This window comes from Actinomadura sp. KC345 (assembly GCF_004348515.1).
Taxonomy (GTDB): domain Bacteria; phylum Actinomycetota; class Actinomycetes; order Streptosporangiales; family Streptosporangiaceae; genus Spirillospora.
The window spans coordinates 1-14,321 of record NZ_SMKH01000211.1 but is presented as its reverse complement, the minus strand read 5'-3'; the positions used below and the strand labels follow the sequence as shown (position 1 = coordinate 14,321).

The window sequence follows — 14,321 nt, the reverse complement described above, 5'->3', positions numbered from 1 at the left end:
AAGAGACAGCTCATCGCCAGCGCCCTCGGCACCCCTCCCCCGCTGATGGTGGAGAAGGCGAAGGCCGCCGGGATCCCCGTCGCCGCGCTCGTCGGCACGTCCGAGCACGCCCGCCGCCAGGTCGCCGCCGGCGTCGACCTGATCGTCGCGCAGGGCGGCGAGGCCGGCGGCCACACCGGCGAGATCTCCACGATGGTCCTGGTCCCCGAGGTCGTCGACACCGTCGCCCCGGTGCCGGTCCTCGCCGCCGGGGGCATCGCGACGGGCCGCCAGATGGCCGCCGCCATGGCCCTCGGCGCGTCCGGCGTCTGGTGCGGCTCGGTCTGGCTCACCACCGAGGAGGCCGAAACGTCTCCGCAGGTGAAGGAGAAGATGCTCGCCGCGTCGTCCCGCGACACGGTCCGCTCCCGGTCCCGCACGGGCAAGCCCGCCCGCCAGCTCCGCTCCGCCTGGACGGACGAGTGGGAGGGCCCGGCCAGCCCCGGCCCCCTCGGCATGCCGCTCCAGATGATCGTCGCGGAGGGCGCGATGCGGCAGATCACCAAGATCGCCGAGTCCGGCAACCCCGGCGCCCGCAACCTCGCCAACTACTTCGTCGGCCAGTGCGTGGGCCTGATGACCACCGTGAAGCCCGCCCGCCAGGTCGTCTACGACATGGTCGACGACTTCGCCAACGCCATCGACCGCCTCAACACCATCACCGCCGCCGACTGAGCCGCGGCACCCCGGTGGAGGGCGCCCACGCCGCCCCTCACCGGTTCTCCGCCGCTCCCGACGTCAGGGGTCCGGCGTAATGGTCGAAGAAGAGCCGGGCGACCAGGTCACCGCGTGAGGCGGTGCCCGACTTGGTGAAGATCGACTTCAGGTGGTCCTGCACCGTGTGGGGCGACACGCGCAGCCTGCCGGCGATCTGCCTGGTGGACAGCCCCCGCGCCACCAGTTCGGTGACCCGCCGCTCCCGTTCGGTGAACCCGTAGGCGGCGACGATCAGGGGCGCCATCTCGGCCGGACGAGCCGGTTCCAGCGTCACCGCGACGGGCGACTCCGGCCCGTGCCCCAGGATCGAGCCCCGGACGATCAGCCACCTGCCCGACCTGGTGCGCACCCGCGCCGTGGCCGGACGGGCACCGGCCGGGGCCGGACCCCCCTCCGGCGCGCCCAGGGCACGGGCCTGGCGGGCGACGGCGGGGACCACCAGCGGCAGCCGGGCGCCCGCCCTTCCGCCGGTGCCCAGCTCGTCCAGGCGGCGTTCCGCGGCCGGGTTGGACATGCGCACGCCGTCGTCGAGGTCGAGGACCAGCATGCCGACATCGGCGTCACCGGCGTTCGCGCCGTCGAGCAGCAGCCCTCGCCGGAGCCCGTCCGCTATCAGGCTCGCCACGGAGGACGCGAACCGCACCTCGGCCGGTGAGAAGTGCGGGCGCTCCGCCTCGCGGAACACGGTCAGCATGCCCCAGGTCCCGGCGCCGTCCGCGAGCACGACCCGCAGTTCGTCGGAGAAGCCCCCGGGCCGGCGGATCTCCCGGTGGCGCGGGCTGCGGTCGAGGTCGCCCTCCGTCGCGTCGCCGAGGCCGGCCGCCGGACGGCCCGCACGGGCGAGGTCGGACCATGTGTTGACGTCCGGCTCCCGTATCTCGATCTCGACCATCCGGAGCAGCTCGTCCGCGGGCATTCCGTTCTCGACGTACTCCGCGGTGGGGAGCAGGGTCGCCGGGTCGGCCGTCATCAGGCAGGTGCCCATGGCGGGCACCGCCCGCCCCAGCGCGTCGCCGACGGCCCGCGAGAAATCGGCGACCGGCAGTCCCCGGTGGACCAGCCGCACGATGTCGTCGCGGACGCGCGCGTACACCGGAGGGTCGACCACGCCGCGACCCTATCCCGGCCTTCCGGCGCCATCCCGGGAATCTGGGATTCACCCGCGCCCCGGGAGGCCGCATCCTGGGCGGACGGGCCGACGGCCGCGGGCGTGGACGCCGCGCGGACGGGGACGAAGCCGTGCGCGGGCAGGTGCGCGCGGCGTGCCCGCAGTCACGAGAGGAACGACTTTCCATGTCCACAAGCGAGAGGCACCCGGCGAGCGACCTCGCCGACGCCGGATCGGGAGCCGCGATGAGCAAGGTCGTGCTGTCCATGTCGATGTCGGTGGACGGCTTCATCGCCGGCCCCGACGACGGTCCGGCCCATGGCCTCGGGGTCGGCGGAGAACGCCTGCACGACTGGCTGCGCCCCGGTGGGGTGGACCCGCTTTCGCACCGGCCCGCCGGCGGCCCCGGCGCGACGGTGTTCGACGAGCTGCTGGGCACGGGAGCGGTGATCACCGGACGGCGCACCTTCGAGTTCGCCGGCGGCTGGGCGGGCGACCACCACGACGGGGTCCCCATCTTCGTGCTCACCCGCAACGCGCCCGACGACCCCCCGCCGGGGCACGCGCGCTACGTCACCGACGGCGTCGAATCCTGCGTCGCGCAGGCGAAGGACGCCGCCGCGGGCCGGGACATCCTCATGCACGGCGCCGCGACCGCGCGGGAGTGCCTCCGCGCCGGACTGCTGGACGAGATGGAGCTGCAGATCGTGCCCGTCCTGCTCGGGCAGGGCCGCCGCCTGTTCGAGGACATGCCGCCCGACCACATCGAGCTCGAACTGCTCCGCGCTTTGGACTCGCCGGATGTGCAGTACCTGCGCTACCGCGTCCGGCGGGAGGCCTGACCCATGGCACTGATCCGGCTGGACATGACCATGTCCCTGGACGGCTACGTCGCGGGACCGGACGACGGCGTCGGCGAACCGATGGGCGTCCGCGGGGGCCGCCTCTTCAACTGGCTCGACCGGCGCAACGACCCGGGACCGAGCGGCCAGGTGTACGCGGAGGCGCTGGCCACCCGCGCCGTCATCGCCGGCCGCCGCACGTATGAGCACGCAGGCCGCTGGCAGGGCGACCACCATGACGGCGTCCCGGTCTTCGTCCTCACCCACGACGTCCCGGACGAACCACCGCCGGGCAGCGTCCGGTACGTCACCGGCGCACGCGAATGCGCCTCGCTGGCCCGCGAGGCGGCCGGAGACGGCGACGTCATGGTGCACGGGGCCGGCGCGGGGCAGGCGCTGCTGCGGGCCGGGCAGATCGACGAGCTCGAACTGCACGTCGTGCCGGTCCTGCTGGGGCGGGGACGACGCCTGTTCGACCACCTTCCGGCGGAGCACATCGAGCTGCGCCTGATCCGCCGGCTGACCACTCCGGACGTCGAGGAGCCGGCGCAGCACGCCCTGCACCTGCACTACCGCGTCCACCGCGGGTCGGACGAGCGGGCATCCGCGACGCACTAGACCCGCAGCGGCGGCGGCCCGGGAAAGCGCATCCACACCGTCGTCCGGTGCCCGTCCGCCCTGGTTCCCCAGGCCAGGGTCAGGGCGTCGATGATGCGCAGCCCCCGGCCGTCCTCGGCCAGCGGGTCGTCCCTCATCAGCGGCCGCTCCCCCAGCGCCCCGTCGTCGGCGACCTCCGCGACGACGTCGCCGCCGTCCAGCGAGAGCATCACCGTGACCGTTCCGCCCCGCCCGGACGCGGTGTGCTCGACCGCGTTCGTGAACGCCTCGTTCACACACGTCTGGACGTCCGGGAGCGAGGGATGTCCCTCACCCAGCACGTCCCGCGCGAACACCCGCGCATGCCGCGCCGACCGCTCCACGCCCGGCAGCGTGAGCGCCGCGATGACCTCGCTGATCGCCATGAAGACCCCTTCTCTCGGACCCCAGGCTCTTAGCGCACCGCACCGGCCACAACACTCTCCGTATCCCCCGAAAGGACTCCCGACTAAAATTTCAGCGGTCACCGGTTCGCCGGACATCTGACTCCGTAGCGTGACACTCTGACCACATGTCGGAAGCGACCCTCTCCACCACGCGCCGCCGCAAGATCGGACGAGTGCTCCGCCGCCTCAGGGAGGAGTCCGGCTACACCCTCAAAACCGCAGGCAAGCACCTGGAACGCTCGCCTTCGTCCCTCAGCCAGATCGAGAACGGCGTGCAATGGCTGCGCCTCCGGGACCTCGGCTTCATCCTCGACCGGTACAACGTCCCCACCGACCTCCGCGCCGCGATGATGACCCTCGCCGAACAGGACCGCCAACCCGGCTGGTGGGACGACTACAAGGACCTGGTCACCCCCGAAGCCCTCGACCGCGTCTCACTCGAAGACAGCGCCTCAGGCGTCATCATCACGGAGACCACGTTCATCCCCGGTCTCCTCCAAACCGAGGAGTACGCGCGAACCGTCATCCGAGGAATCACGCCCAGGCACCCGGCCACGGTTATCGATCGTTTCGTAGAGTTCCGCCTGATGCGGCAGAGGATCCTGGACCGACTTCCGGCGACCAATCTCGGGGTAGTTCTCGATGAAGCGGCGCTCCGCCGGATGCGCGGCGGCCGCCAGGTCATGCGATCGCAGCTCCGACGGCTCGTCAATCAGTCCGAGCGAGAGAATATGCAGCTCAACGTCCTACCGCTGGCAGTCGATGCGGGATCCGACTACGCGGGGCAGTTCGAACTGCTGGACGTGGGCAGACCGTCCATACTCACCGTCGTGCTCACAGAACACCTGGCCGGCCAAGCCATCATCGAGAGCACCCAGGAGACAGTGCACTATCGGGAAACTTTCGAGCGGATTCGTTCCCTATCCCTCCACGAAACCGCTTCGCGCGACCTGATCAACCAAATAATCTCAGAGCTATGAAGGCTACGAACCTCCCTGATGTGGTGTGGCGGAAGAGCAGTTGGACGGGTTCCTCGGGAACCGACTGCGTCGAGATAGCCGAGGCTGACGAACTGGTGGCGGTGCGGGACTCGAAGGATCCGGAGGGGCCCGTTCTCACCTTCGCTCCCCTCGCCTGGAGCGCGTTCCTCCATCGCCTCAAGGGGCGGGACGGCTGAGTAGTCGGAGGCGGGGATGGCGCTGGGGATCGAGTTCGCCAACGTGATCGTGCGGACCGCCGACGCGGAGCGTGCGCTTACCGGCGGGCTCGACCGGTTCGCGGCGGCCCAGCACAACTACTCGGCCTATGGGTCACCCGCCGCCCGAGCCGCAACCGACGCTGCCGCAGCGATATCGAACTCCTGGAATGGCTCAGGACCGCCCTGGAGGCCGCTGGTGCGCACTCCTGAGCCCTCCGGCGCGGTGGCGGCGAACGATGTGCGGATTCCGGTCCGGTCCGGCGGACAGCGGTGGCTGGTGTCGTGGCATCCGCCGCCCGACCCACCGGCGGGGACGCCGCATGGTGCCGAGGGAGTGTGCGTGACCCGCGGCGGCGACGTCGTCCTGATCAGCCCGGACGGCGTCGCCTGGGACCTGCCGGCGGGCCGTCCCGAGCCCGGCGAGGACTGGGAGCAGACCTTGCGCCGGGAGATGGACGAAGAGGCATGCGCCACGGTGCCGGCGGCACGGCTCCTCGGCTTCACCTGACCCACGGTCGGCCGCCCACGCGGCGTCGTCAGGGTGTGGACGCTGCGGCGGGGCTTCCGGATTGGCGGAGGGCGAAGACTCCCCAGCCGAGGTATCTGCGGTTGTAAGCGAGGTAGGAACGGCGCGAGGCGTCGGCGAACTCACGCATCGCGGGGACGTCCGGGTGGGTCGGGTTGGCCTTGAGCCATTCGCGGACCGTCCACCATTGCGAGGCCACGTACCGGTCCCAGCTGTCGGGGTCGGCCAGGACCATCTCCACCAGTTCGAGCCCGGCGGCCTCGAAACGGTCCAGCGTGCCGGTGAGCGAGGCGAAATCGTCCGGTGCGAAGCCGAGTGCCGCGTAGGCCGCTTCGGGCGGCTCGTCGGTCCAGTACGGCTCGCCGATCAGCAGCAGGCCGTCGTCCGCGGCGGACGAGCGCATGAGCTCGATCGTCCCGGTCAGGCCATCGCCGATCCAGGTCGCGCCGAGGCAGGCCACCACGTCGAAGCGGCCGGGGGCGCGGTAGCGGCCCGCATCGCCCTGCTCGAAGCTCACCTTCCCCGCGACGTCCAATTCGGCGGCTCGCTCGTGTGCGGCGGCCAGGAAGACCTCGCTCAGGTCGACGCCGTGGCCCGTGGAACCGAACTCCACCGCCCATCGGCACAGCATCTCGCCCTTGCCGCAGGCCAGGTCCAGGATCCGGGTACCGGGCCCGACGCGGCTCACCTCGCCCAGCAGGAGAAGCTTCTCCTCGGTGAACGGGTTGAGGATGCGATGATCCGCTTCGGCGATCTCATGAAGGCGCAGCAAGCGTGGGCTCCGGAAGCACGTGGACGGCGTCGTCGCCGGTCAGGATGCCATTGACGGCCTCCTGGCTCGACTCCTTTTCCGGCGAGGCGACCTGCCGGTCACTCGGTGATCGCCGGGTAGTACTCGGGGTCTTCGTACTCCCAGTCCTCGTCGTCCTCCTCGTCCCACTCCTCTTCTTCGACTTCTTGGCGGTCGTCGGTGTCGAGGTCGACTCCCGCTTCGGTGAAGTGGGCGCGGACCTGCTCGGCCATGTCCTCCGACATGTAGTGGTGGTGCAGGTCCAGGCGATCCAGGCCACGGAAGGCCGGTGTGTCCAGGAGGACGCGGGCGCCCTTGTCGCTGAGGGTGCCCAAGGACAGGTCGAGGGTGCTCAGGCGGCTGGTCACGGCGGCGTCCGCCAGGGCGGCGACCAGGGTGTCGGTGTTCTTGGCGTTGCGCAGGCCGAGATGCTTCAGGACGGGGAAGGCCGAGCCCGACAGAAGAGGCGCGAGGTCCTCTGGAGTGGTGCGCTCGCCAAGGTAGAGGTCCAGGCTTTCGAGGGCGGGGAGTTCGGTGCCCAGGACGCCGTGGAGCACCGCCTGATCCAGCTGGTGGGTCTGGAACGTCAGGCGGCTCAATGCCTGGTGATGGGACACGTCCCAGGCGAGCCTGTAGCCGCGTCCCGCGATGTTCATCTCGTCGCCGCCTCGGACGCCGAATTCGGTGAGCCCGGGGAACGCCGCGAGGAGCGGTGACACGTCGGTCTGCGCGATCCAGGAGATCTCGGTCTCCTCCCTGGTGACCTCCCCGAAGAACAGCGCGGTCAGCGCGGGGAACGCCGCCGCCCTGCCGATCAGCAGGTCGCGAACGCCGTCGACGTCGTCGTTGGCGGGCCCGGGATCCCAGCAATTGCCGATGATCAAGGCGGTGACGGCCGCGGTGTCGACCTCGCCGATGAAACGCTCAAGATAGTCCCGGAAGTGTTCCTCGTCCCCGAAGGGCTCCATCCGCAGCCGCCACGCGAACGCGCCCGGATCGGCCTTCGCCGCGGCGAGCCGCTCGTCCTCGGACGCCGAGGCCGTCGCGGGGCTGCTTTCCCTCGACGGGAAGTCGATGGTCGCCAGCCCGGCGAACTCGGCCATGTACTCGTAATGCGGCATGTGCGTCACCTCTCGTCGGCATGATCGTAGAGGCGCGCGGCGAAGGGCGCCCCGGAATGCGCCGACAGCGGCCGTCCGGCCCTAGCGCGGGGGGCCGGGGAAGCGCATGACGCGGTTGCTGCGGCCCGCGAGCAGGAGGAAGAGCGCGGCGCCGGCGGCGGCATAGACGGCCAGGACGAGCAGAGGGCGGGTCAGGTCGTGGCCGTCGAAGTAGACGGCGCCGCGCACGGCCTCGGTGCCCGCCCAGTTGGGCAGCCACGGGCCGATCGCCCGCCAGAACGGCGCCAGGAACTCCAGTGGCCACGGGCCACCGGCCGAGGGGTTCCCCAGCACCACGAACGCGAGGATCGCCAGAGCCGTCCCGAAGATGCCGAGCAGGCTCTCGGCCGCCGCGGTCGCCGACGCCACCGCGAACACGCACATGGCGCCGATCCCGGTGAGCAGCCACGGGCCGCCGGACAGGTAGCCGTTGCCGTGCTCCACGATCAGCGTCCCGGCGGCGCCGGTGAACGCGGCGTACAGGGCGAACGCGGCCAGCCGCACGACGGCGTCGCGGAGCGTCGCGGCCGCCATGCCCCGGTAGAGGCCGACGATCGCGGCGACCAGGTACGCGCTGACGATCCACCCGATCACGAGGTAGAACGGCACGAGTCCTTCCGGGTCTCCGGGGTCGGCGGGGGCCACGTCCTGCACGGACAGCGCCTTGCCCTCGGCCGCGGCCGTCCGGGTGAAGGTGTCGCGGAGGAGATCGCTCGCGGTGGGCCCGAACGCGGAGGTGATCAGCAGCCTGCCCTGCAGGGGCAGGTACGCGCCGTAGACGTCCCGGTCGCGGATCGCGCGGCGCGCGGCGTCCGGAGTCGGGTAGGCGTGCACGTCGAAGGTCTCGCCCCGCCGGCGCAGTGTCGCGTCGATCGGCCCGGTGGCCTGCGGCGGCCCGACGACCCCGACCGGTACACGGTGCGGGTGCGGCGCGTGCAGGCCGCCCACGTAGGAGGCGATGAAGGCGGCGCTCAGGAAGAAGACGGCCACCATGAACGTCGCGGTCACCGGGTAGGAGATGCCCGGCGCGGGCTCGGCCTGACGTTTCACCACCCTCAGCCACCCAATGGTCGCCATCCGTAACAATCAATCCTCGGATGGCCACGACCACCCGATTTGCGGTGAGCGCGGCGAGGCGATTTAATAAATGCACGTTCATTCATAAATAGGAGGGGGCGGGCGATGGCAGGGCGGCCGCGGGGTGTGGACGACTCGGTGATCCTGCGGGCGGCCGTCGAGGTGATCGGGCGGATCGGCCCGGCGGGGCTCACGCTCGCGGCCGTGGCGGACGAGGTCGGGCTCGTGCCCGGCACGCTCGTCCAGCGGTTCGGCTCAAAGCGGGGGCTGCTGCTGGCGATCGCGAGGCAGTCGGCGCGGGACGCGGACGCGATGCACGAGCGGGCGCGGGACGGGCACGCGTCGGCGCTGTCGGCGTTGCGGGCGTTCGCGGTGCGGTCGGTGTCCGAGATGACCACACCGGAGAGGTACGCCAACCATCTGGCGTTCCTGTGCATGGACCTCACCGATCCGGAACTTCACGAGCAGGCCCTGGCCGTCCATGAGGCGAACAGGCGGGTGATCGAGATGCTGCTCGGTGCGGCGGTGTCCGAGGGCGGGCTCGTGGCCGGGACGGACGTCGGGGCACTGGCCGGGTCGATCCAGGCGGTCATCGCGGGAGCGGGTCTGACCTGGGCCCTCGACCGGCGGGGGACGCTGCCCGAACGCCTCGGACGCGAGGTCGACATCGCCCTGGCTCCGCACGTTTCATGAGGAGGAGATCATGGAGGATCGTTCGTTGACGGGCCGTGTCGCCCTCGTCGCCGGAGGCACGCGAGGGGGCGGGCGGGGGATCGCCGTCCAGCTCGGCGCCGCCGGGGCGACGGTGTACGTCACCGGCCGCAGCAGCGGATCGAGGCGTTCCGACCTCGGGCGGCCGGAGACCATCGAGGACACGGCCGGGCAGGTCACCGCCGCAGGCGGACACGGCATTCCGGTGCGCGCCGATCACAGCCGTCCCGACGAGGTGCGGGCGCTCGTCGAGCGGATCGCGGCCGAGCAGGACGGGCGGCTCGACATCCTCGTCAACTCCGTGTGGGGCGGCGACCCGCTCACCGACTGGGAGCATCCGCTGTGGGAGCAGGACCTCGACACCGGGCTGCGGCTCCTGCGACAGGCGGTGGAGACCCACGTGATCACCAGCCGGTTCGCGCTCCCGCTGATGGTCGCGCGGGAACGCGGCCTGGTGGTGGAGGTGACCGACGGCAACACCGCCCGCTACCGCGGCTCGTTCTTCTACGATCTCGCGAAGTCGGCGGTGATCCGCCTGGCCGTGGCGCAGGCCGCCGAGCTGAAGCCGCACGGGGTCGCCGCGGTGGCCGTCACCCCCGGGTTCCTGCGGTCGGAGGCCGTCCTGGACCACTTCGGGGTCACCGAGGCCGACTGGCGGGACGCCATCGCCCAGGACCCGCACTTCGCCCATTCCGAGACACCGGCCTACCTGGGACGGGCCGTCGCCGCGCTGGCCGCCGACCCCGATGTCATGGCCAAGACCGGGCGGGCGCTGGCGACCTGGGGCCTGTACCAGGAGTACGGGTTCACCGACGTGGACGGCACGCAACCCGACTTCGCCGCCCACTGGGCCGACGCGCTCGTGGACGAGTACGGGCCGCTCGGCGATCCCCTTTAGGACGGCGCTCCGATGACCAGACGGCCGCCTTCGGCCTTCACGCTCGTCCCGAAGGCGGCGCTAGCCCGGGTGAAACGCTCGGCGATCCACGCATGGCCGGCGTCGTCCGCCAGGCGGGTGTGGCCGTAGCCGAGCCGCAGCGGCACCGCCTCGACGCGGGACGGTCCCGCGCCGTCCAGCGTGACCAGGAACAGGAGCCCGAGGTCGTTGCGGAGCCTCCCGTCCACGGCGTAGTCGTCGATGAAGTCGCCCATGTCGAAGATCACCGGCAGGGCGGCGCCGTGGAAGACGTGGGCCGAACTCCCCGCGACGAGCGTCGCCCCGGCGTCCACCAGCTCCCCGGCCGCCCGCCGGACGTAGGGCGGCGGCTCCCGCGTCATGTTCGGGCCCCAGTGCGCCAGGACGAGCACCGCGTCGTTGCTCTCCCGCAGCCGCCGGATCTGCTCCGTCAGATACCCGGGGACGCCCTTCTCCAGTGAGGCGTGGGCGACACCCGGACGGTCGTGCCCCGCGGCGAAGTCGGCCGGATGATCGGTGACGCCCACGACCGCCATCGCCAGACCGCCGGCCTCCAGAACGACGCACTCCCGCGCCTCCTCGGCGTTCGCACCCGCCCCGACGACCTGGACGCCCGCCCCTCCCAGATGCCGGAGCGTGTCCGCGAGGGCGTCCGGGCCGTAGTCGAGCGCGTGGTTGTTGGCGAGCGACACGCAGTCCACGCCGAGACCGGCGAGCGCCTCCGCCGCGACCGGCGGCGCCCGGAAATGGAAGGGCTTGCCCGGCGCATCCCATTTCCGGCCGCGACCGGACACGCAGCATTCCAGGTTCACCAGCCCGAGGTCCGCGCCGCTGAAGATCTCCCTCACGTCGTCGGAGAACAGGCCGTGCGGGCCGGACGCGGCGATCACGTCCGCCACGCCGCGGCCCAGCATGGTGTCACCGGCGAGCGCCACCGTCACGGCCATCCGGTCCCCCCATCAGCGGCATATAGCCCCATACCTACCCGGCACGGGCCGGCTTCCGTCGATCACGGGGTGCGGGTGAACCAGGTGACCTGGGCGCCGTTGCTGAACTCCTTCCGGTCCGTCGGCGTGAAGAGCGTCGGGCGGAACCCGCCGGAGAAGGCGGAGACGCCCGCGCCGGCCACCACCGGGTAGCTCTTGATGATCAGTTCGTCGATCTCGGGCAGGAGGGCGCCTGCGAGTTCGCCGCCCCCGCACAGCCAGATGTCCTTGTCGCCCGCTTCGGCCTTGAGCTCGCGGACGATGCCGTGCGGCTCCCTGACCAGTTCCACTCCGGGATCGGCGATCTCGTCCAGCGTGGTCGACACGACGTACTGCCGCACGTGGGCATACGGGCTGGTCACATCGATGTCGAGCGCGGGCCGGTACGTGCCGAGCCCCATCACGAGGGTGTCGAACCGCTTGTTCGGCGCGTCCTCCAGGCCGACCTGCGCCCGAAGGTGCGTGGGGACGGTCTCGGGGTAGCGCTCGGTGATCCAGGCCACCATGTCGTCCGCGACCGGGTAGAACTCGAACTCACCGCCGGGACCGGCGATATAGCCGTCGATGCTGACGCCGACATAGTAGACGAGCTTGCGCATATAAGAACTCCGTTCGTAGTACTCTGCTCGAAGTGCTTTGAACGTAGTACTACGGATGGAGTGGTGTCAATCATGCGGCGGAACCTGGAGCGGAGGGCGGCGCTGGTCGACGCCGCGATCGAGGTCCTGGCCGGGGAGGGGGCGCGCGGGCTGACGTTCCGGGCCGTGGACGCCGAGGCGGGCGTGCCGGCCGGTACCGCGTCCAACTACTTCGCCAACCGGGACGACCTGTTCATGCAGGTGGGCGGGCGGATCTACGAACGCCTCCAGCCGGACGCCGCCACCCTGGCGGTCGCCGTCGAGGGGCCGCGCGACCTGGCCAAGGTCACCGAGCTGATGCACGGCCTCGTCGGCCGGCTCGCCGACTTCCGCACCGGCTACCTGGCGCTCTTGGAGCTGCGCCTTGAGGCGACGAGGCGGCCCGAGCTGCGCGCCGTCCTGACCGAGCGGGTGCGCGAGAACGTGGAGGCCAACATCTCCTACCACCTGGACTCCGGCCTCCCGGGCGACGCCACCTCGGTGCGCCTGCTCTACCTCGCGCTCAACTGGCTGATCGTGGAGCACCTCACCCTGCCGGGGGTGTTCTCCGAGGACGAGGTCCAGGAGCTCGTGGCGATCGCGGTGGAGCGCGCCGCCCCGCACGGGCCGTCCGAGCACGGGCCGTCCGAGCACGGGCCGTCCGACTCGGGGGAACGCTAGAACAGCGGGCGTCCCGGGCCCTTCTTGATCTGCTCGGTGAACAGGCCGGCCAGCGCGCGGTGCCCGGCGGCGGTCGGGTGGTAGCTGCGCGGCTCGGCCTCCAGCGCCGACAGGTTCAGCGCCAGACCGTTCATGTACGGGTCCCTGCTGCCCACCTCGTGGCCGGCGAACGCGCTGTAGGCGTCGACGAACTCGACGCTGCCCCGGCCGTTCCGGGCGGCGATCTGCGCGTCGGCCTCGGCGGCGGACTGCCGGATCAGCGTGCCCAGGTCGTGGGCCCGCTGATTCAGCCAGCGCTGGTCCGACACCGTGATGTTGTCCCCGTCCACGCCGCTGACCTCGGAGAACGCCTTCGGGTAGCCCATCACGATCACCCGTGCCCGGGGAGCCTTCGCGGTGATCCTGTCGAGCAGACCGGGGAGGCTCGTGCGGAGCTCGGCCATCCGGGCGGCGATGTCGTCGCCCTGCCGGGTGCAGTTCTTGCTCCAGGGGAGCTTGACGACGCATCCGGCGAGGACCTTGGAGAACCCGACGTCGTTCCCGCCGATGCTCAGCGTGACCAGGCTCGTCTCCGGTCCGATGCGGCTGATCTGCGGAGGCTCCCCGCCCTTCCCCTTCAGCACGTCCGCCGTCGTCGCGCCGGAGCACGCCCAGAAGCCGCTGCCCTTCGCGAACTCGAACGCCTTCGAGACCTCGTGGTAGTACGCCTTGGACGTCCGGTGGCACCGGTCGAGCGGGTTGTGGTCGGACACCGTGGTCTCCGAGCCGACGCCGGACGAGTACGAGTCCCCCAGCGCCACGTAGGAACCCCATGTGGCGGCTTCGAGCGGCGTGAGCGCCTTCCGGGCGGCCACCGGATCGGCGCGCGCACCGGGATCGGCGCCGGGTTCGTGGCATCCGCTGCCGAAGATCTTGCACCGCACCGCCGGCAGCGCCACCAGCGGGACCACGGCCAGCGCCAGCAGGGTCACCAGAAGGGCGACGGCGGTGCCGCGCTCGCCCACACGGCCGCGCAGCCATGCCACCGGGCCGACCATCTTCCTCCTTCGCGTCCATGAGGGACGACGTTCACGACACGTCCCGGGTTCCCGCCTTTACGTTGTAGATCAAGTTCGTGCTACGCCCGGTCGGTCGGAGCCCACATGACCAGCCGGGGCCCCAGCCTGTGAAGCCCGCCCTCGATCTCGGCCTCCCAGTAGGACCTGATCCCGGGCCCCCACTGGTCCTCGGGCAGCTCGGCGAACCCGTGCCTGGCGTACCAGGGCCCGTTCCAGGGGACGTCCCGGAACGTCAGCAGGCTGACCCCGGGCGCGCCGGCCTCCGCGGCCCGCGCCATGACCGCCTCCAGCATCCGGAGGCCGATCCCCCGGCCCACGAGATCGTCGCGCACCGCGATCTGCTCCAGGTGCACGGCGCCGTCGACCTCCTGGACCGCCGCGAAACCCACCGGCGGATCACCGGCCACGACGATCTCCGCGTCCAGTTCCGTCATCTGCTCGACCACGGTCGGTCCCGGAGGGAACACGATCCCGGCCTGTTTGAACATCCCGTCGGCCGAGTTCTCGATCGCCGGGAGTCCCGGCAGATCGTCCGGCCGCGCCGGACGCACCTCGTACTCCATCCCGCGATCGTAGAACGCCGTCAGGACCGCGGCCTCCGGGTTCTCCGCCCCTTCCGGGAGGCGAGGTGCGGGTCCGGCCCGTCTCGCCTGGTGAGGCGCATGTGCCAGGCCGCCGGCGGCTCACGGCTGGAGTCGGCATGGCGATGAATCCGGCGGCGGTCGTCCGGCGGATGCACGGGCCCCTGCCGGTGGGGCCCCTCCTGGCCGCCGCCACCGTCGCCTACTGCCTCCGCCGGAAGCGGGAGCCGGGGACTCGGGGCGGCGCGGAAAACGGGGTGCGGGCGCGGGC

The 14,321-nt window shown here is 71.5% G+C and carries 18 protein-coding genes; 9 read left to right on the top strand and 9 right to left on the bottom strand.

From position 1 onward, the window contains the following. The coding region (locus E1281_RS28025) for a nitronate monooxygenase family protein (protein WP_131882715.1) at nt 1-714 on the top strand (714 nt) is incomplete at its 5' end. A gap of 37 nt (nt 715-751) precedes the next feature. On the opposite strand, the gene E1281_RS28020 is transcribed toward E1281_RS28025, so the two are convergent. Beyond that, complete coding sequence (locus E1281_RS28020) at nt 752-1,864, bottom strand: LuxR C-terminal-related transcriptional regulator (protein WP_131882714.1); 1,113 nt, start codon at nt 1,862-1,864, stop codon at nt 752-754. Between the two features lie 185 nt (nt 1,865-2,049). On the opposite strand from E1281_RS28020, the gene E1281_RS28015 reads away from it, so the two are divergent. Then, on the top strand, nt 2,050-2,706 hold the full coding sequence (locus E1281_RS28015) for a dihydrofolate reductase family protein (protein WP_243717481.1): 657 nt from the start codon (nt 2,050-2,052) through the stop codon (nt 2,704-2,706). 3 nt (nt 2,707-2,709) lie between these two features. Then, nucleotides 2,710-3,324, top strand: a complete 615-nt coding sequence (locus tag E1281_RS28010; RefSeq protein WP_131882713.1) for a dihydrofolate reductase family protein — start codon at nt 2,710-2,712, stop codon at nt 3,322-3,324. On the opposite strand, the gene E1281_RS28005 is transcribed toward E1281_RS28010, so the two are convergent. Next, nucleotides 3,321-3,728, bottom strand: a complete 408-nt coding sequence (locus E1281_RS28005) for an ATP-binding protein (RefSeq protein WP_165959144.1) — start codon at nt 3,726-3,728, stop codon at nt 3,321-3,323. The genes E1281_RS28010 and E1281_RS28005 overlap by 4 nt on opposite strands. Before the next feature lie 146 nt (nt 3,729-3,874). Here E1281_RS28005 and E1281_RS28000 point away from each other — a divergent pair, with 146 nt between their 5' ends. The 3 genes from E1281_RS28000 (at nt 3,875) to E1281_RS40545 (ending at nt 5,455) form a co-directional block, all read left to right on the top strand. Continuing rightward, a complete protein-coding gene (locus tag E1281_RS28000) occupies nt 3,875-4,729 on the top strand; it encodes a helix-turn-helix transcriptional regulator (protein ID WP_131882711.1) in 855 nt (284 codons plus the stop codon). Then, the gene (locus tag E1281_RS27995; protein WP_131882710.1) at nt 4,726-4,926 is read left to right on the top strand and encodes a DUF397 domain-containing protein; all 201 of its coding nucleotides are present in this window, start codon (nt 4,726-4,728) and stop codon (nt 4,924-4,926) included. The genes E1281_RS28000 and E1281_RS27995 overlap by 4 nt, the downstream gene beginning before the upstream one ends. Before the next feature lie 217 nt (nt 4,927-5,143). After that, nucleotides 5,144-5,455 (top strand): NUDIX domain-containing protein, encoded by a 312-nt coding sequence (locus E1281_RS40545; RefSeq protein WP_165959143.1) that lies wholly within the window; start codon nt 5,144-5,146, stop codon nt 5,453-5,455. Between the two features lie 28 nt (nt 5,456-5,483). Here the strand turns inward: E1281_RS40545 and E1281_RS27985 are convergent, their stop codons facing one another. The 3 genes from E1281_RS27985 to E1281_RS27975 form a co-directional block, all read right to left on the bottom strand. Further along, a complete protein-coding gene (locus E1281_RS27985) occupies nt 5,484-6,245 on the bottom strand; it encodes a methyltransferase domain-containing protein (protein WP_131882708.1) in 762 nt (253 codons plus the stop codon). Nucleotides 6,246-6,343: 98 nt separating this feature from the next. Beyond that, nucleotides 6,344-7,384 carry an STM4015 family protein gene (locus tag E1281_RS27980; RefSeq protein WP_131882707.1) on the bottom strand — a complete coding sequence of 347 codons (1,041 nt, stop codon included), beginning with the start codon at nt 7,382-7,384 and terminating at the stop codon, nt 6,344-6,346. 81 nt (nt 7,385-7,465) lie between these two features. Then, nucleotides 7,466-8,476: a DUF3533 domain-containing protein gene (locus E1281_RS27975; RefSeq protein WP_131882706.1), complete on the bottom strand. Its 1,011-nt coding sequence runs from the start codon at nt 8,474-8,476 to the stop codon at nt 7,466-7,468. Nucleotides 8,477-8,605: 129 nt separating this feature from the next. Here E1281_RS27975 and E1281_RS27970 point away from each other — a divergent pair, with 129 nt between their 5' ends. Then, nucleotides 8,606-9,193: a TetR/AcrR family transcriptional regulator gene (locus E1281_RS27970; protein WP_131882705.1), complete on the top strand. Its 588-nt coding sequence runs from the start codon at nt 8,606-8,608 to the stop codon at nt 9,191-9,193. A 10-nt stretch (nt 9,194-9,203) separates the two neighbouring features. Then, on the top strand, nt 9,204-10,109 hold the full coding sequence (locus tag E1281_RS27965; protein WP_131882704.1) for an SDR family oxidoreductase: 906 nt from the start codon (nt 9,204-9,206) through the stop codon (nt 10,107-10,109). Here E1281_RS27965 and E1281_RS27960 read toward each other — a convergent pair. After that, entirely contained in the window at nt 10,106-11,074 is a 969-nt protein-coding gene (locus E1281_RS27960) for a CapA family protein (protein ID WP_131882703.1), read from the bottom strand. The genes E1281_RS27965 and E1281_RS27960 overlap by 4 nt on opposite strands. Nucleotides 11,075-11,136: 62 nt before the next feature. After that, nucleotides 11,137-11,712: a dihydrofolate reductase family protein gene (locus tag E1281_RS27955; protein ID WP_131882702.1), complete on the bottom strand. Its 576-nt coding sequence runs from the start codon at nt 11,710-11,712 to the stop codon at nt 11,137-11,139. A 72-nt stretch (nt 11,713-11,784) separates the two neighbouring features. Between E1281_RS27955 and E1281_RS27950 the strand changes: the two genes are divergently transcribed. Further along, nucleotides 11,785-12,411, top strand: a complete 627-nt coding sequence (locus E1281_RS27950) for a TetR/AcrR family transcriptional regulator (protein WP_131882701.1) — start codon at nt 11,785-11,787, stop codon at nt 12,409-12,411. Here E1281_RS27950 and E1281_RS27945 read toward each other — a convergent pair. Both E1281_RS27945 and E1281_RS27940 read right to left on the bottom strand, forming a co-directional pair. Then, the gene (locus tag E1281_RS27945) at nt 12,408-13,448 is read right to left on the bottom strand and encodes an SGNH/GDSL hydrolase family protein (RefSeq protein WP_131882700.1); all 1,041 of its coding nucleotides are present in this window, start codon (nt 13,446-13,448) and stop codon (nt 12,408-12,410) included. The two genes, E1281_RS27950 and E1281_RS27945, sit on opposite strands and share 4 nt — an antisense overlap. Before the next feature lie 80 nt (nt 13,449-13,528). Further along, on the bottom strand, nt 13,529-14,032 hold the full coding sequence (locus E1281_RS27940; RefSeq protein ID WP_131882699.1) for a GNAT family N-acetyltransferase: 504 nt from the start codon (nt 14,030-14,032) through the stop codon (nt 13,529-13,531). Nucleotides 14,033-14,321: the final 289 nt, after the last annotated feature.

Excerpts from the sequence above, each read along its gene's own strand:
- E1281_RS28015 (WP_243717481.1), top strand. The coding sequence starts at position 2,050 with ATGTCCACAAGCGAGAGGCACCCGGCGAGCGACCTCGCCGACGCCGGA.
- E1281_RS28010 (WP_131882713.1), top strand. The coding sequence starts at position 2,710 with ATGGCACTGATCCGGCTGGACATGACCATGTCCCTGGACGGCTACGTC.
- E1281_RS28005 (WP_165959144.1), bottom strand. The coding sequence starts at position 3,728 with ATGGCGATCAGCGAGGTCATCGCGGCGCTCACGCTGCCGGGCGTGGAG.
- E1281_RS28000 (WP_131882711.1), top strand. The coding sequence starts at position 3,875 with ATGTCGGAAGCGACCCTCTCCACCACGCGCCGCCGCAAGATCGGACGA.
- E1281_RS27995 (WP_131882710.1), top strand. The coding sequence starts at position 4,726 with ATGAAGGCTACGAACCTCCCTGATGTGGTGTGGCGGAAGAGCAGTTGG.
- E1281_RS27980 (WP_131882707.1), bottom strand. The coding sequence starts at position 7,384 with ATGCCGCATTACGAGTACATGGCCGAGTTCGCCGGGCTGGCGACCATC.
- E1281_RS27970 (WP_131882705.1), top strand. The coding sequence starts at position 8,606 with ATGGCAGGGCGGCCGCGGGGTGTGGACGACTCGGTGATCCTGCGGGCG.
- E1281_RS27965 (WP_131882704.1), top strand. The coding sequence starts at position 9,204 with ATGGAGGATCGTTCGTTGACGGGCCGTGTCGCCCTCGTCGCCGGAGGC.
- E1281_RS27960 (WP_131882703.1), bottom strand. The coding sequence starts at position 11,074 with ATGGCCGTGACGGTGGCGCTCGCCGGTGACACCATGCTGGGCCGCGGC.
- E1281_RS27955 (WP_131882702.1), bottom strand. The coding sequence starts at position 11,712 with ATGCGCAAGCTCGTCTACTATGTCGGCGTCAGCATCGACGGCTATATC.
- E1281_RS27950 (WP_131882701.1), top strand. The coding sequence starts at position 11,785 with ATGCGGCGGAACCTGGAGCGGAGGGCGGCGCTGGTCGACGCCGCGATC.
- E1281_RS27945 (WP_131882700.1), bottom strand. The coding sequence starts at position 13,448 with ATGGTCGGCCCGGTGGCATGGCTGCGCGGCCGTGTGGGCGAGCGCGGC.
- E1281_RS27940 (WP_131882699.1), bottom strand. The coding sequence starts at position 14,032 with ATGGAGTACGAGGTGCGTCCGGCGCGGCCGGACGATCTGCCGGGACTC.